Annotated in this window: 21 protein-coding genes; 5 read left to right on the forward strand and 16 right to left on the reverse strand. The window is 43.4% G+C overall.

The features are described from left to right. Positions 1-439 precede the first annotated feature (439 nt). The 12 genes from BK120_RS32500 to deoB form a co-directional block, all read right to left on the reverse strand. On the reverse strand, positions 440-832 hold the full coding sequence (locus tag BK120_RS32500; protein ID WP_076271616.1) for a hypothetical protein: 393 nt from the start codon (positions 830-832) through the stop codon (positions 440-442). Next, on the reverse strand, positions 792-1,079 hold the full coding sequence (locus BK120_RS32505; RefSeq protein WP_076271617.1) for a hypothetical protein: 288 nt from the start codon (positions 1,077-1,079) through the stop codon (positions 792-794). The genes BK120_RS32500 and BK120_RS32505 overlap by 41 nt, the downstream gene beginning before the upstream one ends. Before the next feature lie 143 nt (positions 1,080-1,222). Continuing rightward, positions 1,223-2,095, reverse strand: coding sequence for a toll/interleukin-1 receptor domain-containing protein (locus BK120_RS35775; RefSeq protein ID WP_076271618.1), 873 nt, complete (start codon positions 2,093-2,095; stop codon positions 1,223-1,225). A gap of 674 nt (positions 2,096-2,769) precedes the next feature. Beyond that, entirely contained in the window at positions 2,770-3,411 is a 642-nt protein-coding gene (locus BK120_RS32515) for a sulfurtransferase (RefSeq protein ID WP_076271619.1), read from the reverse strand. A 27-nt stretch (positions 3,412-3,438) separates the two neighbouring features. Next, entirely contained in the window at positions 3,439-4,296 is an 858-nt protein-coding gene (locus BK120_RS32520) for an alpha/beta hydrolase family protein (RefSeq protein ID WP_256711092.1), read from the reverse strand. 135 nt (positions 4,297-4,431) lie between these two features. Then, positions 4,432-5,673 (reverse strand): molybdopterin-dependent oxidoreductase, encoded by a 1,242-nt coding sequence (locus BK120_RS32525; protein WP_076271621.1) that lies wholly within the window; start codon positions 5,671-5,673, stop codon positions 4,432-4,434. 321 nt (positions 5,674-5,994) lie between these two features. Next, on the reverse strand, positions 5,995-7,281 hold the full coding sequence (locus BK120_RS32530) for an NCS2 family permease (RefSeq protein WP_144376914.1): 1,287 nt from the start codon (positions 7,279-7,281) through the stop codon (positions 5,995-5,997). A gap of 14 nt (positions 7,282-7,295) precedes the next feature. Further along, positions 7,296-8,249 (reverse strand): ABC transporter permease, encoded by a 954-nt coding sequence (locus BK120_RS32535; protein ID WP_076271622.1) that lies wholly within the window; start codon positions 8,247-8,249, stop codon positions 7,296-7,298. Between the two features lie 3 nt (positions 8,250-8,252). After that, positions 8,253-9,323 (reverse strand): ABC transporter permease, encoded by a 1,071-nt coding sequence (locus BK120_RS32540; RefSeq protein WP_076271623.1) that lies wholly within the window; start codon positions 9,321-9,323, stop codon positions 8,253-8,255. After that, the gene (locus BK120_RS32545; RefSeq protein WP_076271624.1) at positions 9,316-10,851 is read right to left on the reverse strand and encodes an ABC transporter ATP-binding protein; all 1,536 of its coding nucleotides are present in this window, start codon (positions 10,849-10,851) and stop codon (positions 9,316-9,318) included. Before BK120_RS32545 ends, BK120_RS32540 begins: the two co-directional genes overlap by 8 nt. Positions 10,852-10,923: 72 nt before the next feature. After that, positions 10,924-11,961, reverse strand: a complete 1,038-nt coding sequence (locus BK120_RS32550; protein ID WP_076271625.1) for a BMP family lipoprotein — start codon at positions 11,959-11,961, stop codon at positions 10,924-10,926. Between the two features lie 20 nt (positions 11,962-11,981). Further along, entirely contained in the window at positions 11,982-13,181 is a 1,200-nt protein-coding gene (deoB, locus tag BK120_RS32555; protein ID WP_076271626.1) for a phosphopentomutase, read from the reverse strand. Positions 13,182-13,323: 142 nt separating this feature from the next. On the opposite strand from deoB, the gene BK120_RS32560 reads away from it, so the two are divergent. From BK120_RS32560 to BK120_RS32570, 3 genes are all read left to right on the forward strand, one after another. After that, positions 13,324-14,040, forward strand: coding sequence for a Crp/Fnr family transcriptional regulator (locus BK120_RS32560; protein ID WP_076271627.1), 717 nt, complete (start codon positions 13,324-13,326; stop codon positions 14,038-14,040). Between the two features lie 186 nt (positions 14,041-14,226). Then, the gene (gene deoD / locus BK120_RS32565; RefSeq protein WP_076271628.1) at positions 14,227-14,931 is read left to right on the forward strand and encodes a purine-nucleoside phosphorylase; all 705 of its coding nucleotides are present in this window, start codon (positions 14,227-14,229) and stop codon (positions 14,929-14,931) included. A 279-nt stretch (positions 14,932-15,210) separates the two neighbouring features. Next, positions 15,211-16,191, forward strand: a complete 981-nt coding sequence (locus BK120_RS32570; protein WP_076271629.1) for an alpha/beta hydrolase — start codon at positions 15,211-15,213, stop codon at positions 16,189-16,191. A 64-nt stretch (positions 16,192-16,255) separates the two neighbouring features. On the opposite strand, the gene BK120_RS32575 is transcribed toward BK120_RS32570, so the two are convergent. From BK120_RS32575 to BK120_RS32590, 4 genes are all read right to left on the reverse strand, one after another. Continuing rightward, a complete protein-coding gene (locus BK120_RS32575; protein ID WP_179089946.1) occupies positions 16,256-17,863 on the reverse strand; it encodes an extracellular solute-binding protein in 1,608 nt (535 codons plus the stop codon). Positions 17,864-17,927: 64 nt separating this feature from the next. Next, complete coding sequence (locus BK120_RS32580; RefSeq protein ID WP_076271631.1) at positions 17,928-18,821, reverse strand: carbohydrate ABC transporter permease; 894 nt, start codon at positions 18,819-18,821, stop codon at positions 17,928-17,930. A 43-nt stretch (positions 18,822-18,864) separates the two neighbouring features. Then, positions 18,865-19,788, reverse strand: a complete 924-nt coding sequence (locus BK120_RS32585; RefSeq protein ID WP_083682713.1) for an ABC transporter permease — start codon at positions 19,786-19,788, stop codon at positions 18,865-18,867. Positions 19,789-20,044: 256 nt separating this feature from the next. Continuing rightward, entirely contained in the window at positions 20,045-22,060 is a 2,016-nt protein-coding gene (locus BK120_RS32590; protein WP_076271633.1) for a beta-galactosidase, read from the reverse strand. A 345-nt stretch (positions 22,061-22,405) separates the two neighbouring features. Between BK120_RS32590 and BK120_RS32595 the strand changes: the two genes are divergently transcribed. Both BK120_RS32595 and BK120_RS32600 read left to right on the forward strand, forming a co-directional pair. Next, complete coding sequence (locus tag BK120_RS32595; RefSeq protein WP_076271634.1) at positions 22,406-24,649, forward strand: AraC family transcriptional regulator; 2,244 nt, start codon at positions 22,406-22,408, stop codon at positions 24,647-24,649. A gap of 222 nt (positions 24,650-24,871) precedes the next feature. After that, the gene (locus tag BK120_RS32600) at positions 24,872-25,609 is read left to right on the forward strand and encodes a class I SAM-dependent methyltransferase (protein WP_076271635.1); all 738 of its coding nucleotides are present in this window, start codon (positions 24,872-24,874) and stop codon (positions 25,607-25,609) included. The last annotated feature ends 812 nt before the right edge of the window (positions 25,610-26,421 follow it).

Genomic DNA, 26,421 nt, shown 5'->3' on the forward strand with positions numbered 1-26,421 from the left:
TGATTTTCACACCATTATGGTTGATTTTACGTTGATTTCATTTCCAACGAGCATGACATGTTGATTTGTTTATTTGTCATCAGAAAGCATACTAGCGCACGCTCGATGTCGGGTTTCCTGAAAATGTATTCAGGGTATGAGCATTGATTCCGTGTTAACTTTAGACGCTACTGAATACAGCGCAAAGAGTACATCGCCCATGCTGCGATGTACTCCAAGTCGCATACTATTATGCCTTTGAGCCTTCTCTTCGTCGCCAGTACCACAGAATTTTGAAGTCCAGAACTCTAATCACCCCTTTTGTAAAATTTTACCTTAAAATGATTTAATAAGTAAATTTTTTCATGCATAAAGCAAAGGGATATAAGCTAACCAGTGTGATGATGTTGAGGGAGTGACTATTTTACAGTCAAAATATTGTACCTGTAGGTAAGTTTTTTTATTTCATTGATAGCACGATTCTTAAAGTGATTTCTTTAAATCTTTCTAGTATTTCAAACAATTTATTAATTGCTAATTTAATTATTCTGTAATCATTATATATACTCTTATCAACATTGATATTATCCTTAATAATATTTTGCAGAACATATGACTCATTAATTTCTTGGATATTATGCGTGATTTCATTTCGAATTTCACGTACGGTTTGGTCTATTGTTTCGAGTGTTTTCATTTCATCCGGAGTAATATGACAAATATTTTGGTCAATAAATGAGTACATTATTTTAAAGGAGGATCCACTATATTTTCTTTTATAACTTTCAAATTCACTTTTATTTTGGTATTCGTTAATGATTATTAAAACTTGATTCCATATAAGTATAGGCATTTTTAAATTCATCCTGATATGTTCTATTCATCAAATTATAAAAATGATGAATTAATTGAACTGTTCTATCATATTCTTCCTTTGATTCAGCTTTGAAATAATTATTAAGGACTAAACTATTCATACGGTCAACATCTGCATAGCCAGGAATAGAACTAAGAACAGCTTCAAAGTCTTCGTCTAGCTTGTATAAATTTCTGTTTTTATATGCTACTAGATTAGTGTATTCTCTATTTAATGTTTTCATGGAATCTCCCTTATATCTATACGTTCTAAGTTTTATGTATCCACTGCCTCCGCACCCCCGAAAATCTTCTACCGCACCAAGGTTAAATGCCCGATGCGTAAATAAGGTGTATTGGAAAGTGCTAATTTCCATAAATATTTAAATTAATATCCCTTAACTTTACTTTTAATGAATCCTGCAATTTCGGAAGTGGTAAACGAAGTACCATCAATATAACCAGTAGTTGGTCTTATTCCTGGGATCTCTGTGTCATCTAATCGGATTGGTAGTATGTATTCTTCTCTCTCCATAAAAGCTCTTGCTTGTGCACTTTCCCTCTCATGATTTGTCCATACTTTTTCTTTATAATGCTTTGATAAAAACATGATACAATACTTTGATTTTTTTCTGTACACTTCATCTAAATGTGTGTACAGGTCTTTTCCCCATAATGAAATTGTTTCATACATATCATAAAAAACACGAACATTTGATCTTTTTAGTAGGTCTGCAATTTCATAAACTAAATCACGATCTTCTCCGGCAAAGGACAACGCCACTTCATATTCGTAATATTTCATGTCATGGTACCCCTCAATCCTAGTATAATTGGTAAAATAGTGACACTTATCAAAGGGCAATATTAAGTAATTAATTTGATTTGTCTCTTCAATTTTTATTTTGTATCTTTCACTTTGCTGGACACCAAGATACAAAGCATCCTCCTTCTCCTCACCCAAATGGAATATTAGCATGTATTCTCGGCATACCTGTCTTAGCCATTCATCTCCTCCTACGATAAATGAATTAATATTTAATGCTACAATATACCCCTTCTCAACAAAATCATTATATTTTGCTAATAGTGGAATCAGATTAACGAAGACATCAAGTTCCTCTAATGCGAAAAATTCTTTTACAATCTTGTCATTATTACTGAAGAAATCATTTATTGATAAATTCGGATTCTTTAAACTACCACTCCCAGAAAAAAAGCCAACACTTCTAACAATCTCATTTTCAAAATCCTCATCCAATAAACTCAACTCGTATTCCCAATATTGACCTAGTATTAGTGGGATCTCCTCATAAAATTTACAATCTGTAAGAAGATGTCTTCAGTAATATTCTTAAGTTCATTTCTTAAACCAAGTATATTTTTTTTGAATTCTTTTGTGTTCATAGGTCTGGTAACTCCTTAATTAATTTACTATTCCAGCACTTTCCGATAACGCTATATATACGATCTTTATGATTTTAATGGATAAAATTTCATCTATTTCAAATTTAATATAGCATTCTATGTGACCTATGTATAGTTGAAAACTACGTCTTTTTCCTAATATCCTAACCTCCTGAAGATATTGTCGGAAACCTCCTTTTGAAGTTCAAAAGTTGATTTGATTGTCTTATAGCGATGAGAAAGCTGTTGACTATAGTAAAAATGCTAGGAAGTAATGTCTTATTCTACGTAAAACAGGCTGTACAGCCACACGAACGATGAGTTCTACCGACCGCCTCTGAATATATTCATGCAAATGGCTGTATGGTGAATTCTCGATAATACTCATGAAAGTTCGATTCGATGTTCATGAAAGTATTCACAACAGCTGATTGTTGACTCCGTGTTGACAAAAATACACCGCCCAAGGAACGAAGCCCACATGGCTATGTATTCAAATCTCGTATACTACTATACGCCTCTCAGCTCTTACTCTTCCCCCACCGCAACCGGATTCTCCTTACTGGAACTCCAATCACTCCAACTCCCCGCATACAGCTTCACATTGCGGAATCCTGCGTCTTGCAATGCGAATACGTTCGGTGTAGCCGTCACGCCTGAGCCGCAGTACACGATAATCTCATCATCTTGTGACAATCCGTTGAAGCGAAGCTTCTGCTCCTCCGGTGATTTCCAGCTGCCGTCGGCGCGTTTGCCTTCGTTCCAGAAGCGATTGATCGCGCCTGGAATATGTCCAGCCTTAGGATCAAGTGGTTCTACTTCGCCGCGATAGCGAGGGGCTTCACGGGAATCGATGACCACCGTTCCAGCTTTACCGACTCGTGCCTTTACATCGGCTTGGCTAACCAGCATCTCATCACGAACGTTTACATTAAATTTAATTCCTTCTATTAAAGAAGGGACATCCTTGCTAACCGGATACCCCGCCGCTTGCCAGCCTGCGAATCCGCCTTCTATTAAATAGACTTGTCCATCATGCCCAAGCCATTGCAGCAGCCAGCGCAAACGGGATGCCATCGCGCCGCCTTGATCGTCATATGCGATAATTGTCGTATGATTGCCAATGCCAATCCGTTCAAAAATATCTGCTAGCACCCGCGGCTCCGGCAATGGATGACGACCGCCTGCTCCGCACTATCACTCCGACGGTCGCTGCAGCAGCAGCGCAAAAAACGCTCCCGTTATTTCAATCGCCTTCTCCAAATCATCCGTCGTCCCTGCAAAAGGATGCACCGCTCCAAAAGTATGGTTCGCTCCTTCCAGCGGTGAAAAACGATGCTGCGGAGCAGCAGCTTGGAGCAGATAGTATCCTGTAAGCAATCGCCCAGCATCACCCGTTCCTTGAATGAATAACACAGGCGTTCGAAGTGACGCCGCTTTAGCTGTGATAGCGAAGCGCATTCGATTTCGATCCAAATCCTCGAAAAACGCAGCGTTAATCGGCATTTCCTGCTTTGTCCTTGCATTCGTCACATAGCCTACCCCATCCCGCAATACCTGCTCGCGGAATTCTTCTCCAAACAGATTGGCCTTCGCTATTCCGTTCCATGTTACTACGCCGCGAATTTCAGGATGCTCGGCTGCGAATATTACGCTATTCCCTCCGCCGCGGCTATGCCCTACTATGAAAATTTGCTGCTTATCCATCTGTTCATCAAGCGGAAGTTTGCCCTCGAGCAAGGCTGCAAGCACAGCTGACAAATCCTTTTGCTCCTGCGAGTAGGTGTTCATCCCGAACTTATCAAGCTCGTCAAAATCATGTTCATTAACGCCGTTAAACGAAAAGTTGAACGTGATAACCGCAAAGTCCTGACCCGCGAATTGCCCGGCTGCATAAGGGAAGAACGCCCAATCCTTGAACCCTTTAAAACCATGCACAAAGAGGAGGACCGGCTTTCGTCCCCCAACTTCCTTAACTCTTATATCGCCTCTTACATACACTCCCGGGTCCAGTTCCAACATAAATGTCTGATGCAAAATACTCCCATTACTCAATAACAGCACCTTCCCCGTCACCATATTTCATTCTATAGCAGCTATTCACTCCGTTTATACCATTTCTTTCTACCCTGATCATATCACCAACGTGCATTATAGAGGTTGGATTACCTGTAAAATAGTACAAAAAAACTACACCCACGCATCGTTCGCATATCCACGTGCTTCCCAGTACCCCACATGCTCGCCTTTAATCAGCTCAATTCGGTTTAACCATTTTACGGACTTATAGGCATACATTTTCGGCACAATGAGACGAACCGGTCCGCCGAGATCACTCGGGATCGGCTTCCCATCATGCATGACCGCCACCATTACATCATCCATGTCGGCCTGCTCAAGTGTAAGGGTATCTGTATATACGCCATCACCCGAGTAAAGCTTCACCGTCTCCGCACCGGACTGCACACCCGCCATTTTCAGCAATTCTTTAAGTGGAATACCCTCCCATGTGTTTTTGTAAACGGACCAACCGGTCACACAGTGAAAATCACTGACCTGAACCGTTCGCTTCAGCGCCACAAACTGTTTCCAATCCCACTTAAACGTCTTATCGACTAACCCGTCTATCGTAAAATTCCAATCCGCATTTGTAAAAGAGGGAATCGGCGTTACCGTGTATACACGGAACTGTCCAACAGCTCCGCCACCCGCTGGCGGGGCTGAAGCAGGCAGCGGCTCCGGCGCTGGCAAAAGCATATTTGCATCATTTTCGATCAGCTTATCGATGCTCTGGCTTCCGCCTACACTTCCAAGCGAGTTCCCGAGCCATTTCAGAAAAGAAGGACCGATCGTAACAGCCAAACCTATGCCAATTGCACCGCGAATGAACGCTTTGCGCGTATACACCGGCTGAGGCGCTCCCGCTGGATGGATGACGCCCTCTTCCTTCTGCTCGTTTTTGACGGTACGGCGATTCGGCTCTTTCAGCCATTTGACCCGCGTGATGGAATGATAAATGATATAAGGAAGACCAACCCATGTAAGGAGATCATGAATGACTAATGCCACATTAGACACGCTTGGCCCGACGGCTCTAAACTGCCACAGCAGCACGCCCGATCCGAACCAGCCCAGCAATAAGCCTAACACGACGAGTACGTTAAATCTTTGCCAAGGCTTTTGCTTCAGCTGCTTCCAATGCTTGCCGGCCAGCGCCAGATAATAGACTACAGGCAGGATGGATGCTATACCGACAACGACATGCGCCCACTTAATCCAAACGCGAACCTCCCCAAGGACGCCGCGCCAGAAGCCGCCCACCAGTATAAGCCCGGTTAATGCCAAAATTACGACAATCCAGCCGTTCCAAGCATGCAGCGAAACGAGCTTTTTACCATAACCCTTGCGAAGACGCTCCAACAGTCCACTCATCGGCTAATCCTCCCATTCTGTTCTATATCATTTTTCGAAAAGACTTTACCCGCAGCTCCGCTCGCCAAGCACAAATCGACTAGCCTCATCGCCGATCTGACCAACAAACCATCAAATGGTGATGAATATGTATCGTATCGTTTTTGTATTCATCTTATATCCATATTATAGCGCTGTTGAGACGCCGATACGACTCTAGCTTACGCAATAGCTCCCTGTTGATTCAGAGCATAAAAAAATACACCGCTCAAGGCCTATTGCCTACTTAGCGATGTATTTAAATCCTACATATCGTATCTACACTGTTTCCATAATTCACACTTAAATCGATCCCAAAATAAAATAAAGCAAGAAGAAAAATGCGATGACGTACATCGTTATCGATACTTCTTTCCTTCTGCCCGTGACCAGCTTCAGAATTGGGTAGGCAATGAAGCCAAACGCAATCCCGTTCGCGATACTAAAGGATAGCGGCATAATTGCCATCATCAGATAAGCGGGAAAAGCTTCTGTAAAATCATTAAACGGAATCTCCTTAATGCTCTGGAACATAAGGCAGCCAACAATGATGAGTACAGGTGCAATTGCACTGTTTGGGATTATTTTGAAAAGAGGAATCAGAAACAAAGCAGGAATAAACAAAATTCCCGTTGTAAATGAGGTTAGCCCCGTTCTCCCGCCTGATGCAATGCCTGTTGCAGACTCAGCAGCTGTTGTCATCGGACTACAACCCAGAAGCCCTGCACTAATTACCGATACAGAGTTAGCCTGAAAAGACCTGCGGAACTTCGCCTTGTCTGGAAGCATCCCAAGCTGGGCGCCCATATTTTGAAAAATAATGACCATCGATAACGAAAAAACAGCTGTCCAAAAATTAAGCGTACCGATCCCGCTAAAGTCCAAGGCAAAAAACAGCTCTCCGTAACCGTTTAAGGAAATACTAAAATCACGTAAAGTTGAAAAATCGACGATACCGAGCAGCGCGCCAATGCCTGTACCTGCGATAATGGCAATTAAGAAGCTGCCTTTTACATTTCGCATGAAAAGAGGTATCGCAATCAATAAAGTCAATATCGTCGTAAGGGCATAAGGATCACTCAGCTTAGCCAAAGTAACGAAAGTTCCTTCGCTCGCAACGATGATCCCCCCATTTTTCAAGCCTAGAAAAGCAATAAAAAGACCAATACCGGCGGTCATGGCGTTAATCATCGACGTCGGGATCGAGCGCGATAAATAGTCGGCCCCTTTCGTTACCGCAGTTAACATAAATACAATACCCGCCAAAAAAACTGCTGCAAGTGCTTGCTGCCACGTAAGTCCTAACGAGAATACTAAAGTGAAAACAAAAAATGCATTGTCTCCCATCCCAGGGACGAGAATTAACGGTGATTTTGCCCAAAGTGCCATCAGCATGCAACCGATAAAAGAACAGATTACTGTAACAATCGTTGCTGCTTCATAAGGCATGCCGGCTAGCTGCAAGATGGCGCCATTGACCGCAATGATATAGGCAACCGTCATAAATGAAGTTGTTCCTGCAACTAATTCCGTACGTACCGTCGTGTTTTCTTTTTCAATATGGAACATTTTCTGCAATCGACTTCCCAAGTGTATAACCACCTTTATCGTTTCCCAACATCATAGGGTTCCCCTAATGCTTTGGGTGAACGAGCTTTCCCTACTGCTCCAATTAAAACGAGTAATGTTAAGACGTATGGAAACATATAGAAGAACTCATTTGGAATGCTAGCAGCAAAATCAAAGATTTGCAATTGGTCCTTTGCTGCTTGGGCTAAACCAAAAAATAGTGAAGCAAGCATCACGCCAATCGGATTCCATTTTCCAAAAATAACAGCCGCAAGCGCAATATAGCCTTGTCCAGAAATGGTATTAAAAGCAAAGTTGCCATTTGAGGTAAGTACAATCGTTGCTCCGCCAAGAGCTGCAAGTGATCCGCTTAAAATAACAGCGATGTAGCGTGTGCGATTTACTTTTATTCCAACCGTGTCTGCTGCGCTTGGATGTTCACCAACAGAACGAAGCCTTAGTCCACCTGAGGTCTTAAACAAATAAGAAAATAGGACGATGACTAATGCAATAGCAATATACGTAGTCGGATAGGCATTGAAAAACACATTGCCAATGAACGGAATGTCGCTTAAATAAGGAATCGTCACCTTATGAAATACAGTCGTTAGAAGCGGTGTTTCTGCTGAGCCGTCAAAAAGTAATTTTACGAAAAAGAACGTTGAGCTTGCTGCGAGAATATTGATAACAACCCCGCTCACAACCTGATTGGCCTTAAACGTAATCGAGGCGACTGCATGAATGCTAGAAAAGATAATGGTAAATAGGAAGGCTCCAAGCAAGCCTAACCAAGGGGAGAAACCGCCAAAGCCCGCTATTTCCGCATAATGAGTCGTTATTGCAGAGAAGAAGGCTCCCGATACCATAAACCCTTCCAGTCCAATATTAATGACTCCTGAGCGTTCGGAAATGAGTCCACCGAGTGCAGCAAAGATAAGGGCAGTTGAGAATACGAGCGTCCCATTTAGTAAATTGCCAATTACCTCCATCTGTCACACCTTCTTCTTTGATTTTAGTTTAATCGTCCGGAAAAGCAACTTAACGATACCTGGTGCAGCTACAAAAAAGATAATAAATGCAATAATCATCCGAATAATTTCGCCTGGCACCTCTGCTCCAAAGCTCATGCCTTGTGAACCATAGGTAAGGCCCCCAATCAGGGACGCGGAGAGGAATACGCCAAGTGCGCTATTGCCGCCAAGCAAAGCTACAGCTATACCATCAAAACCTAGACCAGATGAAACCGAGTTGATAGCCACATAGTTGAACACGCCTAATACTTCAAAGGTACCAATCAAACCGCCAAATACGCCTGAAATAAACATGGTACGAACCATAACATTCGAAACCTTCATTCCTGCATATTTTGCAGCATTAGAATTAAGCCCAACTGCCCGCAGCTCATAACCCCATGTGGTCTTGGTTAAATAGATGTGGTAGAAAATTACCGCAATAATCGCAATCACAAATCCCCAGTGGATACGTGCGCCATCCATCAGCTCAGAGAGCCAGCTAATCTGAATACTCGCGGATTCATGAATCAAGGCAGATCGTTGCGTACCTGCTTGCGGGATGAACGTCCGAATAATATAATTCGCCAAATAAAGCGCAATAAAATTAAGCATGATGCTGGTGATCACTTCATTAATACCACGTTTTGCCTTAATATAACCCACTAGCGCTCCCCACATCCCGCCAAGCAAGGCGCCAACTAGGACAGCCAGCAGCGCATGCAGCACAGGTGGCAGACTAAACTGTGTGCCTACAATTAAGGCGCCGAGCGATCCCATAATAATCTGACCGTCTACGCCAATATTAAACATGCCAGAACGAAAAGCGATCGCTACGGCCAAGCCGCTCATCATAAGCGGTACAATCGTACGCATAGCTTCTCCAAAATCGTAACGGCTGCCGAATATTTTATCGATTAGCGATTTATAGGCCAGCACTGGGTCGTAGCCGCCGATCCACATAATAATGGCGCCTAATAGCAAACCCATAACAATGGCAACAAGAGGGATAAGTGCAGATTCCCGTTTGAAAATACTCATTATTTTATTCATGGATGCCTTCTCCTTCATGCTTGCCTGCCATCATCATTCCTAATTGCTGATCATTTGTTGTTTCTGGCGTGGTTTCTCCAACCATTTGTCCGCCGAATAGGACCAGAATACGGTCTGCTACATTGAGTATTTCATCCAATTCAAACGAAATCAGCAAAACAGCCTTGCCTTGATCACGTTCTGCGATTAACTGCTGATGCACAAATTCAATCGCGCCTACGTCCAGCCCTCGCGTGGGCTGAGCCGCAATCAAGACCTGCGGATTTTTATCGATTTCGCGTGCGATAATGATTTTTTGTTGGTTTCCTCCTGACATCGAACGAACGAATGTATCAATGCCTGGTGTGCGTATATCGAACTCATTCACTAACCGCGTTGCCATGTCATCCATCGTTTTCTTATTAATAAAACCATGCTTGCTTATTTCTGGTTGATAATACGTTTGCAAAATTGTATTTTCACTGACAGAAAAGTCCAGAACGAGTCCATGTTTATGCCGATCCTGCGGAATATGTGACATTCCCGCTTCAGAAATCGTACGCGGAGCAAGATTGGCGATGCTTTTGCCTTGCAGCCAAATTTCACCTGAACGTATGCTTTGCATACCCGTTAAAGCTTCGATTAACTCAGACTGGCCATTGCCGTCTACACCAGCAATACCGACAATCTCGCCTGCCCGTACGGAGAAGCTGAGATTATTAACAGCGGCCTTGCCGTTACTGCCTGTAACCACCAAATTTTTCACTTCTAATAATGCTTTTTTCGGGTTAGCTGCTCTTTTTGCAGTTTTAAAATTAACTTCTTTGCCGACCATTTTTTCCGCTAATTGCTGCGCATCGCTCGATGCTACTTCCACACTTTCAATCCGCTTACCACGCCGAATAATGGTGCAAGTATCTGCTATTTCCATAATTTCCTTAAGCTTATGAGTAATGAGGATAATAGATTTTCCCTCAGCGACAAGACGCTTCATAATAGCCAGTAATTCTGTGATCTCTTGCGGAGTTAACACAGCAGTAGGCTCATCAAAGATTAGAATATCTGCTCCGCGGTATAGTGTTTTTAAAATTTCTACACGCTGCTGCATCCCTACACTGATCGATTCGATGGTTGCCATTGGATCAACATCAAGCTTATAACGTTCAGATAGTTCTTTAACCTTTTTACTTGCCCCTTTAATATCAATCTTCATCCCTTTTTTGGGTTCCATGCCGAGAATGATATTTTCCGTTACCGTAAAGGGCTCTACCAATTTAAAATGCTGATGCACCATCCCAATTCCAAGCTCAATTGCCTTGTTTGGACTATCCATCAGCTCATGCTTCCCATTTACATGAATCTCGCCTTCGTCTGGCTGATATAATCCGAATACGATACTCATTAGGGTGGATTTCCCTGATCCATTTTCCCCGAGCAAAGCATGAATTTCTCCACGCTTTAACTGCAAGCTAATCGAATCGTTAGCGACTACGCCGGGGAATCTTTTGGTTATCCCTTTCAGTTCTAACACGACATCTGTCTTAGTCATATAAGACCCTCCCCAAAATATTCGTCCCCTCACTCTATCAAGGACAATGATAGAAGAGGGGACGAAATCGCATTATTTTTCCGGTACGACGATCTCGCCATTAATGATTTTCGTGCGATATTCCTCGACCTTAGCAAGAACTTCCGGCGCTACATTCGTTTTCGAATTTGGAGCAATATCGACTCCGTTTTCTTTGAGGCCCATTAATGTCACTTTACCCGCCGGGAAATCGCCTTCAGCTAATTTTTTTGAAGCTTGGTAAACAGCCTCATCTACTTTTTTGATCATCGAAGTTAATGTAACATCATCTCCGAAGGTTAAAGATTGATCTTTATCCACGCCAATGACCCATACTTTTTCGCCCTTGCTGTTACGTTCCTTCGCTTCATTAAATACACCATTGCCTGTTAGTCCTGCTGCATGGAATATGATATCTGCACCATCGTTATAGATGGTAGAGGCTGCAGATTTCCCCATATCTACCCGGTTGAATAGCCCTGTATAGTTAACGATCAATTTTGCATCTGGATTTACAGCTTTTATCCCTTCGCGGAAGCCCGCTTCAAATCGTTTAATAACGGGAATATCCATGCCGCCGATAAAGCCGATTTTATTTGTTTTTGTTGTTAAACCTGCGATAACACCAACTAGGAACGAACCTTCTTGCTCTTTAAAAGAAATAGCGGCTACATTCGGGAGAACAAGGTCAGAATCGACAATTCCAAACATCTTATCTGGATTTTCTTTGGATAGCTGTGTTACTGCATCAGCTAAAGTGAAGGCAGTTGCCCATGTTAAATCATAGTTTGCTTTGACAAATTGATTTAAGTTAGGAACAACATCGCCATCTGTTTTTGGTTCCAGGTACTTCACTTCAAAACCAAAGTCCTTCTTTAATTTCTGCAACGCTTCCCAAGCACTTTGGTTAAAGGATTTATCATTCACACTGCCAAGGTCAGTAACCATTCCGACTTTCAGCTTTTTAAGCTCTTGTTTATTATCTGTACCTGCAGCCCCTGCGTTGCCCGTATCGCTTTTTTGACCGCATGCAGTTATGACTAACGTAAAAATCAGTATTAAAGGCAATAATGCTTTCATTGTTTTTTTCATTGTAAATTCCCCCTAATGTTTTATTCCTCGTTATTGGTTTGTTTTACTAACAAATCCAAGAAGCTTTCCCCGATAGCTGGTTTAGTGACCATGAAATTTTCTGCAATCGTTGCAGCTAAATCAGCAAATGTGTTTCTTATGCCAATAGAAACGCTATCCTTTGCTAACGATGGGCTGTAGATCAAGATGGGTACATATTCACGGGTATGATCCGTTCCTGGCGCAGTTGGGTCGTTGCCGTGATCAGCCGTAATGATAAGTAAATCGTTGTCGCTCATTTGCTGCATAAGCTCTGGTACATATTGATCGAACTCTTCAAGGCACGCAGCGTATCCTTTAGGATCGCGGCGATGGCCGTATAAAGAATCAAAATCAACTAAGTTTGTGAATAACAATCCGTGGAAAGGCCGATTCAGCAGCTTAATCGTTGCCTTGATGCCATCCAAATTGCTCTTTGTTGGATAGGATTCACTAATTCCTTGCCCTGTGAAAATATCGTTGATCTTCCCGACCGAAATAACATCGAGGCCTTCGTTCTTCAGATGATCAAGCACGGTTTCTCCAAAAGGCTTGAGTGCATAATCATGCCGATTAGGTGTGCGTTTATAAGCGCCCGGCTCACCGATGTAAGGCCTCGCTATGACTCGGCCAACTACATAAGGATCATTCAAGGTTAGCTCACGCGCAATTTCACATGCATGATATAGCTCATTTAATGGAATAACATCCTCATGAGCTGCGATTTGGAATACGCTGTCTCCGGAAGTATAAACAATCCATGCGCCCGTTCGGAGCTGCTCTTCTCCATACTCGTCCAAAATTTCAGTTCCAGAAGCCGGCTTGTTTCCAATCACCTTGCGACCGGTCATGGCTTCGAACTTCTCAATCAATTCCGCTGGAAATCCATCGGAATAAACTTGAAAGGGCACCTTTACTTCGAGTCCCATGAGTTCCCAATGACCCGTCATCGTATCCTTGCCTACCGATACCTCCGCCATCTTGCCATAACATGCTAGAGGCTTAACCGCTTTCAAGATGGTAGCGAGTGGTGCAATATTACCTAGACCCAAAGCTGTAAGATTTGGTAATTTCATGTCTGGTACTTGCTCGCAAATATGTCCTAAGGTATGGCTGCCTTCATCTCCGAAAGCTGCAGCGTCCGGTAATGCACCGATACCAACACTATCCAGCACAATCACGCTTATTCGCTCGAATTTCATAAATACACCTCATTTCACAAAAAAAAGCTAAGGCCATGCATTGCTATTTTCCACCCAATCCATGCTACAATACGTTTCTAGCCGTTTCGCAATCTCTTACCTAAGAGTTGCTTAAATATTGAAATGCGAAAGGAAAATTCTTATGATCGACAACATCTCAGACATCTCGATTTTCTCGGACATTCCTAAGGATGAATTGCAAAAAATAACCCCATTGCTCAAAGAACGACGGTTCAAGAAGAACCATGTTCTAATGTTTGAAAATGACCAAAGTGACGAGGTTTATCTTATTCGCTCAGGTATGATCAAGATTTATCGCATGTACGAAGGAAAAGAAGTCGTTCTGAGTATTACTAGTGCCGGCGATATCATTGGAGAAGTAGAAGCCCTCTCCAGCGACAATCATCGGATCTCATCCATAGAAGCCTTAGAAGACGTCAACGTTTGGCTGCTGTCAAAACGGGATTTCCTGCAGCTTGTGGATCAATATCCTTCCATCCTGCGAAACGCTTACAAAATTCTTGTAGAGCGAACTCGGATGCTCAATCGCATGATTCGTTATTTGACCTTCCATGACGTACGTGGAAAAGTAGTTAATCTCATTATGGATCTCTATTACAACTATGGAGTCGCCAGTGATAACGCATACAAAATCGATTTAAAAATTAATCAATCCTTGTTCGCCAACATGCTCGGAGTCACGCGAGAATCCATCTCCAAAACGCTGGGTGAGTTTCAAGCCGAAGGACTGATCGACATTCGTGATAAGTACTTATACCTCCTTGATAAGGAAATGATAGAATCGATCTGTAATGAAACCGAAGAGCTTCCTGCAATGCGTAAGTGGCATAACATTTAACGATGCCGTGCACCTAATAATACAAATGACAGCGCTTTATTTCCGTAACTGCGCTAACAGTTATTTTGTGAACCAGTTCACAAAAGTATAGTAATCCCTTTAACATAATGTGGATATCGAATCATGCTATGATTCTCGTGCATTCTTTATTGTGATGCACGATAAGAAACATTGGAGGGAATTCACATGAGTTTTCATATTGAAGCAAAGATTGGCGAAATTGCAGAATCCGTCTTATTACCAGGAGATCCGCTGCGCGCAAAGTATATTGCGGAGACCTTCCTCGAAAATGTCGTCTGTTACAACAATGTCCGTGGCATGTTAGGCTTTACAGGCACATATAAGGGCAACCGAGTATCGATTCAAGGTACAGGAATGGGTATGCCTTCTGCGTCCATATATATTCAAGAATTGATCAACGATTATGGTGCCAAAAATCTCGTTCGTATCGGAACATGCGGCGCTATTCAAAATGATGTGAATCTCCGCGATGTTCTTATTGCGCAAGCAGCGGCTACCGATTCGGCTATCATTCGCAACCAATTCCCTGGGTTTGACTTCCCTCAGATTGGAAACTTTGATCTAATTAAGACCGCTTATGAAATTGGAGAGGCAAAAGGCCTTAACCTGCGCGTAGGTAACGTGCTGTCTTCTGATGTTTTCTACACAGAAGACAAAGATGCCGTGACCAAGCTAGGCCGCCATGGCGTATTGGCAGTAGAAATGGAAACAGCCGCACTTTATTATTTAACAGTTAAATTCGGCGTAAAAGGTCTCAGCCTCCTAACGGTAAGTGATCATATTCTTACTGGAGAACAAACGACTGCACAAGAGAGACAAACGACCTTCAACGATATGATTGAAGTCGCACTAGAAACCGTAGCTAAATAGATCTTTTACTAACAATCAGAAACCTGTCACAGCTCATCAACCTATACATTTGATAAAAAAGGAGCTCGATTCCACTTCGGAATCGAGCTCTTTCTCTGCATAAAGCCCACATGGCGATGAATTCAATTCTTCCATACTACATTACGTCCCTTAGCTCTTACAGTCTGCTGACCCGACCAAAGACGGGGCTTCCCCCTTACCAAAGGCGGTATTAAATTCTGCTAGATCTCTGTATATTAGAAAAATATGGAATTTTATATTTGGAGGGAGAAGCCGAACATGTGGAGGCTGGTTCGCAAAATTATTTTATACCTGCTCGTCATTCTTGTGGTGCTGGCAGGTCTCGGAGCCGCTTATCAATGGTACGGTTCCAAGCAGGACCGAAAAACATATAGACCTACCGGGAAACTGTATAATGTAGCAGGCAGCAAAATGCATCTCTATTCGGAAGGTTCAGGTGATGCAACAATCGTCTTTGCTTCAGGGTGGGGAACGACGAATCCCTATGCCGATTTTTATCCTTTGTATGAAGGACTGAAGCAGCATGTGAAGATTGCGGTCTATGACCGTTTCGGTTACGGATACAGTGATACGACAGACAGAAAGCGGGACATCAACATGATTACCGACGAGATTCATGAGCTGCTTCAGGCCTCTGGGCAGAAGCCGCCTTATATTTTTGCCGCCCATTCAATGGGCTCTCTGGAAACCATCCGGTACGCGCAACGCTTTCCAGAAGAAGTGAAAGGCATTCTGCTTATAGAGGGCGGAAGCCCTGAATATTACAAGTCCAGCCCGGAGCTTTCTCTTATTCCTTGGATGCAAAAAGGACTCCGGACATTTGGCATCCTGCGGGCTTTGTATCATGTGGATGGCTTCGCCAAATGGCTATCCGATGAAAGCAACGGGGAGAAGCTATTGCCGGAGGAGCTAAAGGAATTAAACCGCAAAGCCTTGCTGCTAAGGACTGGAAACCGAAATATGACGGATGAAATGAGCCAAAGCCGAGAGAATGCCAAAATGGTGCTTGAGGGAGGAAAACCGCTGAAAATTCCCATTACCGTATTGACTGCGGACTATTTTGGCAAGCTGGACGATGATCAGTCATGGGCAGACAGTGAAGCTGCTCTTCCTTCCTGGTCTGTTTCAGGTAAGCAAACCATCGTGAAAGGCAGCTCCCATTCCCTTCATAGCTTTCAGCCAGGCATTGTTGTTGATGAGCTGCTTCAATTGGCGGGTCATGCTGAAGCATTAGAATAGATTTGCTATAACAAAAAAAACAGATCATCCTCCTAAGAGGAATGATCTGTTTTCTTAAACTGTCTTATTTAATGCCTTGCTCCGTAACATACGCTTGCCATTGCTTCGTGTATTCCGCTTGAATTTTCTCAAGGCCTGCTTGTTTTGCTTTTTCCATGAACGTTTTTACGCCATCTTCTACGTTTTTCACGAGACCTGCATTCAGCGGGAACAGGTATTGTTTCTCTACTTGCTCAAGTGCTGCTCTCTCTGCTTGGTAAGGTGTGTAATCCTCTGCGAAACCTGTGAATTTATCAGGCACTTGAATTTTATCAAGCTCATCGAAGATCGCTTTTACGCCATCATAGTTTTTGTCGAACAGCATGAACTCAGGGTTTCTCCAAGCCCAACCGTTCATTCCCTCACGAGGGAAGCCGTTCGAGTTCGAATCGCCGATCATCGAGTAATAACCGTCTTTTACTTCATAGTTTTTGCCTTCTACACCGTATTGCGTAAGCATGTTGTAGCGTTTGTCCGTAACCAGCTTCTCGTAGAACGCAAGCGCGCGCTCAGCGTTTTTACTGCTAGCTGGAATAGCGAAACCGTTGTGGATTGGGTGAACTGGCGTTGCAATTCCATTTGTTTTTGGGAATGGGTGGTAGCCCAGCTTCCAATCCGGGTGAGTTGCTTGAATTTTGATTACCATATCATTATAGCGAGTCGGGTTGTCCCCAATAATTGCTGCAGCTTTGCCGCTTGTGATTTGATCCTGCAGCGTATCTTTAACAGCCAGCACGTTTTTCACCATGTAGCCGTTATCCTGCCAACGCTTCATTACCGTCAAATCTTGAACTTGCTCATCTGAACCCCAGTAGGAATGTACTTCATTAGGTGTTGCATAGTCGATGCCGATACCGTATGGCAGCGCACCAACTGGAGAGTGGGAAATACCAATGAAACGATCCATTAGGTTTGTTTTCACATCCGAGTTCATCGAAAGCGGTGTAACCGTTGGTTCATTTTTCTTGATTCCATCTAGGTATTGCTCGAACGTTGCAATATCTACTGGTGTAGGCAGATTGTATTTCTCGCGAAGATCTTCACGCCATACAAAACCATCTGTTACATACTCCTTGTACGTAGCTGGAACCGTGTAGATTTGACCGTCGATTTTTACAGCTTCCCACATATCTGCTGGCACGTATGAGTTAAGCGTAGGCGCTGCCACGGGAAGAATCTTGTCGAGCGCTTGGAAAGCGCCTTTCTTCGCATACGATTGGTATTGCGTCCAATCCGCTGTGAAGATCAAGTCAACCTGTTGGCCTGATCCAAGCAGTAGCTTGTACTTTTGATCCCAATCTGTCCAAGACGTGTAGTTGAATTTAACAGTAGCATTCAAATCTTCCAATGCCATTTTGTTGACTTGCTCTTGAATAGAAGCGATATCTTTAGGAGCATCGCCCAACATATAAAATTGCAATTCCACTTTTTTCGACGTATCGATACCTGATTTTTCGCCGCCTTCATTCGTTGCGCCTTCGTTAGTTGTACCCTCTGTGTCTTTTGGAGCATCGGTGGCGCTACTGCCGCTGTTTCCATTGTTATTCGATCCGCAAGCTGCTAGCACTGTAATAAGCACGATGATGGATAGAAACATGGAGACCGCTTTTGCTGCTTTCTTAGTCATGTGAATCCTCCCTTTAATAAGTTCTTATCTATGTTAGCTAAACGCGGAATGATAGTTCCCTTGTCTAGTTCTAACCTTTAACCGCACCAATCGTCAATCCTTTTACAAAATAACGCTGCACGAACGGATACAAGAATAGGATCGGTCCGGTAACGATAATGGACATCGCCATCTTCGTTGATTCTGTCGGCATGTCGGAGCCTAGCGAGACGCCCGTTCCCGAGCCCATTTGCGCAACGAAGCTCATCGCATTAATAACGTTGTACAAGTAATATTGCAGCTGGTACTTCGTCGTGTCGTTAATAAACAACGAGGAAGTAAACCAGTCATTCCAATAATGAAGCGCTAGGAACAAACCTACGGTTGCGATACCCGGCATCGATAGCTGAAGCACAATCCGGCTATAAATGGTGAAGTCGTTTGCGCCGTCGATTTTAGCGGATTCAATAACCTCATCCGGTACTGCGGAGCGGATAAAGTTTTTCATCAGAATAATAAGGAAAGGCGTCATAAGACCCGGCAATATCAACACTTCAAGCTTGTCAGTAAGCTTCAAATACTTGGTCATTAGGATGTACCAAGGCACCAGCCCGCCGCCAAACAGCGTCGTGAAATAAATCATAAAAGCGAAGAAATTGCGATATTTGAAATCCTTGCGCTGCAGGACGTATCCAGCCATTGTCATCAGGAACAACCCAAGCGTCGTGCCGATAACCGTGGTTAGCGTGGTGACGCCATAGGCTTGCAATACCTGCTTCGGAAAACGGAACACCGTCGCATAACCCTCAAAAGAAAACACGGTTGGAATGAGATTGTAGCCATCTCTTATAATGGCTTCATTTTGCGTAAAGGAAGCAGATATAATGAGCAGGAACGGAAACAAGCAGGCTACAGTTGAAATGAGGATGACTATAAAAGCGATGAGTCTAAACCATTTCATATAATTGTCGTCTTTGATTTTCATGGGTACCTCCTACAGTTAGCTGATAGCGATTGCTTCAGATCGTTTAGAACAATGCGTACTCGTCGTTGATTTTCTTGATGATATAGTTGACGGTCATGATGAGAACGAAGCCGAATAGCGATTGGTATAGACCAGCGGCTGTCGACATGCCGATATCAAACGTCACTTTCAGTGAACGGTACACATACGTATCGAGAATATCTGTCGTATTGTAAAGCACGCCGTTGTTGCCGATCAGCTGGTAGAACAAGTCGAACTGACCTTTCATAATGCTGCCGAGTGCGAACAGCAGGAGCATAACGAATGTTGTCTTCAGCATCGGAACGGTAATGTACCAGATACGCTGGAAAATGTTCGCGCCGTCGATTTTGGCAGCCTCATAATACTCTTCGCTAATTCCAGTAATCGATGCCAGGTAGATAACCATGCTGTACCCGATATTTTTCCATAGGTAGAAGATGATAATGAGGAACACCCACACCCATGGCGTATTGTATACGTCCAATGATTCGTATCCGAATGACTTCAGCGTCGAATTCAGAAATCCGCTCTCATAGTTGAACACGTTGTAAACGATGACACTTAGAATAACGAAGGACACGAAATACGGTAGAAACATGATCGATTGCGTCAGCTTCTTAAACCATTGCAAGCGCAGCTCGCTTAATAGAATGGCAAGCGCGATGGCGAGCACGTTTCCGAGTAGAATAAATACGATGTTATAGCCGACTGTATTTAAGGTTAGTCTTGCGAGAACCCCCGATTTCCATAAAAACTTGAAGTTGTCGAGTCCAACGAATTGGCTATTGAACAAGCTTGTGTTGAAGTCGAACCTTGTGAAAGCGTAGTAGATACCCACCATTGGAACATACGAGTTAATTAGGAAGAAGATAAGCGCCGGCAATAACATAAGGAAGAGTATACGATTCGTTACAAGCTCCCTAAGCACTCCATTTTTTTTCAACATGCAGATGATGTCTCCTCTCAAAGCGTTCTTTTCTATTTCGTGTTGTCTGCTGTTCTCACTGTACGCCGCCCCTGTTTTGGGAGAAAGAGTAAGATTGCAAAGTCAGTGAACGAATTAGCGAAATGAACAGTGAACGATTTAAACTTTTATGTATTAACAAGCCATTTCACTCGGAATAGGCGTCAAAAAAACCACAAGATCGTCTGCTCGAAGTGTCATTCGAGACGAACGAAATCGTGGTTTTTAGAATCATTGCTTATGCTTTTTGCAAAATCATAACGCCATGCGGCTCTATGTCTACCGTTCCACTCACCTGACGATTAGTTAATAGGTCGAAATAGCTCACATTTTCGAGAGAAATCGTCGATTGATGGCTGTTATGGTTCAAAACAAACGTATATACTTGATCCCCTTTGGCTCTCTGTGCGAGTTCTACACCTGCTGCCGCTGTGAACGGAGCAACAATCTGATGTTTTGCACACAACGTTTGGATCAAATCCGCTAACAGCTTTTGTTCCGGCGCTGTAGCTACGTAATAGGCTTCACCTGAACCAAATGCGTTTACCGTCAGCGCTGGCATGCCCGCGTAAAAATCTTTGCCATACGTCCCGATTGCTCTCGCTCCCTCAAGATGAAGAAGATCACATAGCAAACCACACTCATACGTTCCTGCTACATGGCCAAATGCCTCGCCAATTTCAACACTATTGCGCATCTCAGGCAGTAGGCTGTCAATCTCCTCCACCCATAGTCCCAGCAAATTGCGGAGCTTGCCCGGGTATCCGCCTAGCGTAACCAAGTCGTTCTCGTTGACGATGCCGCTAAAGAAGGTGGTGATGAAGGTGCCTCCATTTTGTACAAGTGCTTCAATTCGCTCAGCAACACCTGGCTTTAACATATATAGCACGGGAGCTACAAGTATTTTGTATTTGGAGAAATCGCTCAGCGGACTAAGCACATCGAGCGCCACATTCTGATCGTAAAATGCTTTGTAATACTTTTGCGCTTGATCCAAATAATTCAGATCAACACTGGGCCCGCTCGTAATTTCTACCGCGTTCCATGTATCAATATCGAACAATAACGCGACCTCGGCATGAACCTCCGAATCCAGCAAACGATCGCCAAGCTCATCAAGCTCACGCCCGAGCGCAGCACATTCACGAAATACTCGCGTATCCTCGTGACCCACATGCTCGATAACTGCACCATGATATTTCTCGCATGCCCCGAATGAGCGGCGAAGCTGGAAGAACATAACCGTGTCGGCGCCATGCGCAACGGCTTGATAGCTCCAAAGCCGCATCACGCCGGGACGCTTCAAGCTGTTATAAGGCTGCCAGTTTTGCTGGCTCGGTGTTTGCTCCATCAGCATGAAGGGCTTGCCGTCCTTTAAGCCGCGCATATAGTCATGGCGCATCGCCACATTGCCCATAGGCTCATTCATTTGCGGATAGCTGTCCCAAGAGACAACATCCATCGCTTCGCCCCATTTTTTCAGATCAAGACCGTTAAATAAGCCCCAAATATTCGTCGTAATCGGAATATCCGGCGTAACCGCCTTCAGCTCCGCATATTCAATTTGGTAGCAACCGAGAATAGAATCGGACATAAATCGCTTGTAATCAATCGCCATGGGCTGGAAATTACGGTTATCTCCGTTTAAATTGGATGGCGGTACGATTTCCTCCCATTCGTAGACGGTGTGTCCCCAAAAGCTCATATTCCACTCCGCGTTCAGCCGCTCAATCGTCTCGTATTTCACTTTCAACCATTCGCGGAATTCCGCCGCACAGCTGCTGCAATAACAATGCGTGCCGTATTCGTTGTTAATATGCCAAATGAGCAGTGCCGGATGATCTTTGTATCGCTCGGCTAATTTACTTGCCAGCTGACCCGATAATCTGCGGTAGGTCTTGCTGTTTGGACAAAAGTTCGTACGTGCGCCATGCGTGCGCTTCCTTCCATCCACATCAACAGGCAGCACATCCTCATATTTGCGCGACATCCATGCCGGCTGTGCAGCGGTTGATGTGGCGAGACAAGCATAAATCCCATTTTCCGCGATGAGGTTCAGCAGCTTGTCCAGCCAGCCAAAATCATACGTATCCTCCGATGGCTGCAGCTTCGCCCAGCTGAATACAGGAAGCGTCACTACATTAATTCCCGCTTCCTTAAACAGACGCATATCCTCATGCCATATCTCCTCCGGCCACTGATCCGGATTATAATCTCCTCCATACCAAATCTGCTTCAACTTCGTATTAATCATATCTTCACGGTCCCTTCTGCCATTAGCGTCGAATTCCGTGACATTCTAACGGATAAAGCACCCCGTTGTCATCCAACTTCCAGCGTTTCGCCGATAAGTTCACTGTGGTTTATATTGTTCACTCCATAAAATCAAGTTCATTCACCTTCATTTATTTGGTTCATTGCACCAAGCTGCAAGGGAAGATTATAATGTTCCTTGTATCAGCGAGCTGACTAGTGAAATATTTAAACTAATTCCTAAAAGGCACACGATCAACGTTTGGCTATCTAGGGAAGCGCTTACGCTAATACAGTTAACCATGTTAATTCCAAAATGTTCTACATATATAAAGGGGGAGCCAACATGCCAGCTGTTCAATTGAAAAACAACGGAAAACTATACAGTAAGCTGCTGTTCACGATCACTTTGTGCATCGTTCTTACTCTAATGGTATCCTCCTTGTTTAATTTCTTCACTTACATGCAGATTGATTTGAAGAAAGCCTACCAGTCAGACGTCAGCAATCTAACCCAAACCAGTAAAGAAGTTATCAGTATGACCGAGAGCGCACAGTCCCTCTCCTTTCAAATCTATCGAACCTTCAGTGTCTCTAAGCTAATGTTCTACAATGACCCTAACATCTATGATGTCACGGCAGCGATGAACGAATTGAACAACTATTTGAACTCTATGCCGTTCATTGAATCCATTTATGTGTACAATTCGGCCAATGGCTTGTTCTACACTGCCAGCCGTCAAGCCGAAGGGGGCACGTTCAATAAAGAGGAGCTTGCGGATAAAGGGATACTTGATATTCTCGATAACTACCAGGAGTATCGTCCGTTCACGCCTATTCCGAGAACGTATAAAACGGTTAATCTCACCGGTGAGCAGTTAACGAAGGCTTATACCTATTTAGGTTATGATGCTATCGGTCGTACGCAGACGATTAATTCTGCTGTTATTATTAATATTTCTTCCGCTTGGATCAACAAAGACATTGGCGTCAATAAGAGCGACAGCGAGGGTAAATCCTATATTCTCGACAATCAGAACCTTCTGTTATCCGGCGATACCCTTTTACCTAAAAAACTAAGCAACGAGGATAACCGCATCATTAATGAAAAGATTAAAAACAAAGAATCTGGTTATGTTGTTGCCGACTTTGACGGAAAGAAGTCTCTTATCTCGTATACTTCTCCCGACTCCTTGGACTGGCAATACGTACGTGTGACACCATACAAGCATGTAACTAAAGCTATTTATTCCATCCGAAATACAACGATCATGATTGCTGTCATTATTTTGGCCATCGGCTTATTCATTTCATGGCTGCTCTCTCGTATGCTGTATCGTCCTATTCATCAAATTATGAATAAGATGAACATTCTCGAAACAGAAAAACGCAACAGCTCCTATACCATTAGGCAAAATATGCTGCGCAGCCTTATCCAAGGCTCGCAATCGCTGCAAACGAACGCACAGCTGCAGAAGCTGATGGTCAGCGGAATTACATTCGATTTTCATGCGCGTTACCGCGTCGTCCTCTTAAAAATTGACGAGCTCGCGGCTCTGAAGCAAAATCGCGGCGACGATCTGCATGTTTATAAGTTTGCTATTATGAATATCGCTTCCGAGATTGCTCATAACGATTATCGCGTAGAAACCGTCGACATGGATGCCGATTATGTCATCATGCTTCTAGGCCGACCCGACGAATCCGATGAGCTTGATGACGAGATGCTTCGAGATATGCTTGCCAAAATTCAGCGTTCCTCGTTGGACTTTTTGAAGATTGGTCTCTCGATTACGTATAGCCCTGAGGCCTTTCAGGCACAGCAGCTCTCTACCCATTACAAGCTGGTGAAGGAAGCATCGCAGCATCGCTTGTTCTATGGTCTTGGCTCTCTAATTAACGGACAGGATATCATAGCTCTGAAATCGAAGGAATATATCTTCCCCGCTGACAAAGAGCGGAAATTAACCGATGCCTTAATGACTTCAAAGACCGAGGAAGCCAAAAAACTGTTTGCAGAAATCGTACAGGAGACGGCGCAATATCCGATCCATGTCGTTCAGCTAGCCATCTCGCATCTAACGATGACCGTCAACAATATTTTGTTCACGATCCAAAAAAACAACAGCTTGGACGTTGAAGCAAGCCTAAGCATCCATATTCCAACGCCGGATCATTTTGAAACGATTAATGAGCTTAATGAAGTTTTCTTCTCCTTGTTCGATGACATTCAAATGAAGCTTTCCATGAAGCGCTCCACCAAACAAGGTGATTTAATTCGCAAGATTAATGATCTTATCCAAAAGGAATACGCGAATCCGAATTTGAGCCTGAACTGGATTGCTGATGAATTAGACATGTCCTCCATCTATTTGAGCCGGGTATATAAACAGCAGACGCTGGCTACTATTGTTGATGTCATTAATAATGTACGTATGGAACGTGCGAAGGAGCATTTGGAGAATACCGATTTGTCCATTGTAGATATCGCGGTGAAGAGCGGCTATACGAGCAGCTCCTACTTCCACAGAATGTTTAAGAAGAGCTTTGGCGTAACGCCTTCCGATTATCGTAAAACGAAGCTTGGCTAAAACTTTCTGCTCTCTGCGAATAATCGCAACACAGTTAGATTATTTATAAAGCGCCCCTTTCCTTTGCTTTATATAGAGCAGAAAGGGGTATTTTATTATATTAGGCTAGTAATGCGTGATTTCAACAAAGAGCAGTAGTGTAAAGCCAGGTTTATTGATAAATGAGTAAAGTTCAGTTAGCATGTTGGTGAAGGCTATTTTAGTATATGGGGGTACAATGGAATGAAACAAAATAAATATGATGATTCAACTTTTTTCTCGCAATATAAGGAAATGGCTCGTTCCACCCATGGACTTGAAGCTGCGGGAGAGTGGCATGTATTCAAATCCTTACTGCCAGACTTAAATGGTAAAAGCGTGCTTGATTTAGGCTGCGGCTTCGGCTGGCATTGCCTCTACGCTCGTGAACAGCAAGCAAGCTTAGTCGTAGGTGTTGATATTTCTGAGAACATGCTGCAAAAAGCTCGGGAGCAAACGAATGACGCCGCCATTACCTACATACAAATGCCGATTGAAGATATCGCATTCTCAGATTCTCAATTTGATATCGTTATCAGCTCATTAGCTTTTCACTATATCGAATCCTTTGATACCCTGTGCAAAAAGATACATGCTTGTCTAAAGCCGGGAGGCTCCTTCATTTTTTCAGTGGAGCATCCTATATTCACTTCCCGTGATGAACAAGATTGGCATTATGATGACCATGGAAACCGTCTGCACTGGCCAGTTGATCAATATCAGTCAGAAGGCTTACGCAAAACCTCCTTCCTAACCGATAATGTGATTAAATATCATCGCACCGTTTCAACATATATGAACGACGTAATTAGTGCTGGCTTTGAGTTAAAGGCCATTAAGGAACCTATGCCTTCGGAGGAAATGATGAATAACCCGCTGATGTTTGATGAGAATCGCAGACCAATGTTCCTGATTATCTCAGCGCAAAAAGCTTCCAACTAGCATAGAAACATTGCACTTATGATGCGACTCAATCGCCGATTGCTTCGATTCTTCGGTGTAATGGGCGCTTGAGTCGCGTTGGCTTCACCCTATCGAGTTCAGATGGTGTTATTTACACAATGTTACGTTCGAACGTGTGGGAAATCGCCGCGATATAAGCGGCACATTATTGCTAACGAACTCAGATAACGTTATTTGTTACTTTTGAGACCAATTTGTTTTCTAACGAACTCAGTTCACGTTATTCACACAGAATAGCGTTCAAACATGTGGAATGGTGTTCGTTAGCCGATTGTAGAATTCAGAGTTCATCTTTGAATGATGATGGATGGTTCTGAAGCATTCGGTTTGCAGATTGTTTCCTAACATTCAAACGTGTGGGAAATCGCGAAACAAGCGGCACGGTGTTGCTAACGAACTCAGATGACGTTATTTGTTACTTTTGAGACCAATTTGTTTTCTAACGAACTCAAGTCACGTTATTTACACAAAATTGCGTTCAAACATGTGGAAAATCGTGAAATAAGCGGCGCTGAGTTCGTTAGATTGAAAAACAGGCAGATTTATCGCAAATAAGGTGTCTGGTGTTCGTTACGCGATTGTATAATTCAGAATTCATCTTTGATTGATGATGGTTGATTCTGAGGCATTCGTTTTTACAGAGTGTGTCATAACATTCAAACGTATGGGAAATTGCGAAATAAGCGACACGTCGTTGCTAACGAACTCAGATGACGTTATTTGTTACTTTTGAGACCAATTTGTTTTCTAACGAACTCAGTTCACGTTATTCACACAGAATAGCGTTCAAA

The sequence above is a fragment of the Paenibacillus sp. FSL A5-0031 genome (assembly GCF_001956295.1).
GTDB lineage: Bacteria > Bacillota > Bacilli > Paenibacillales > Paenibacillaceae > Pristimantibacillus.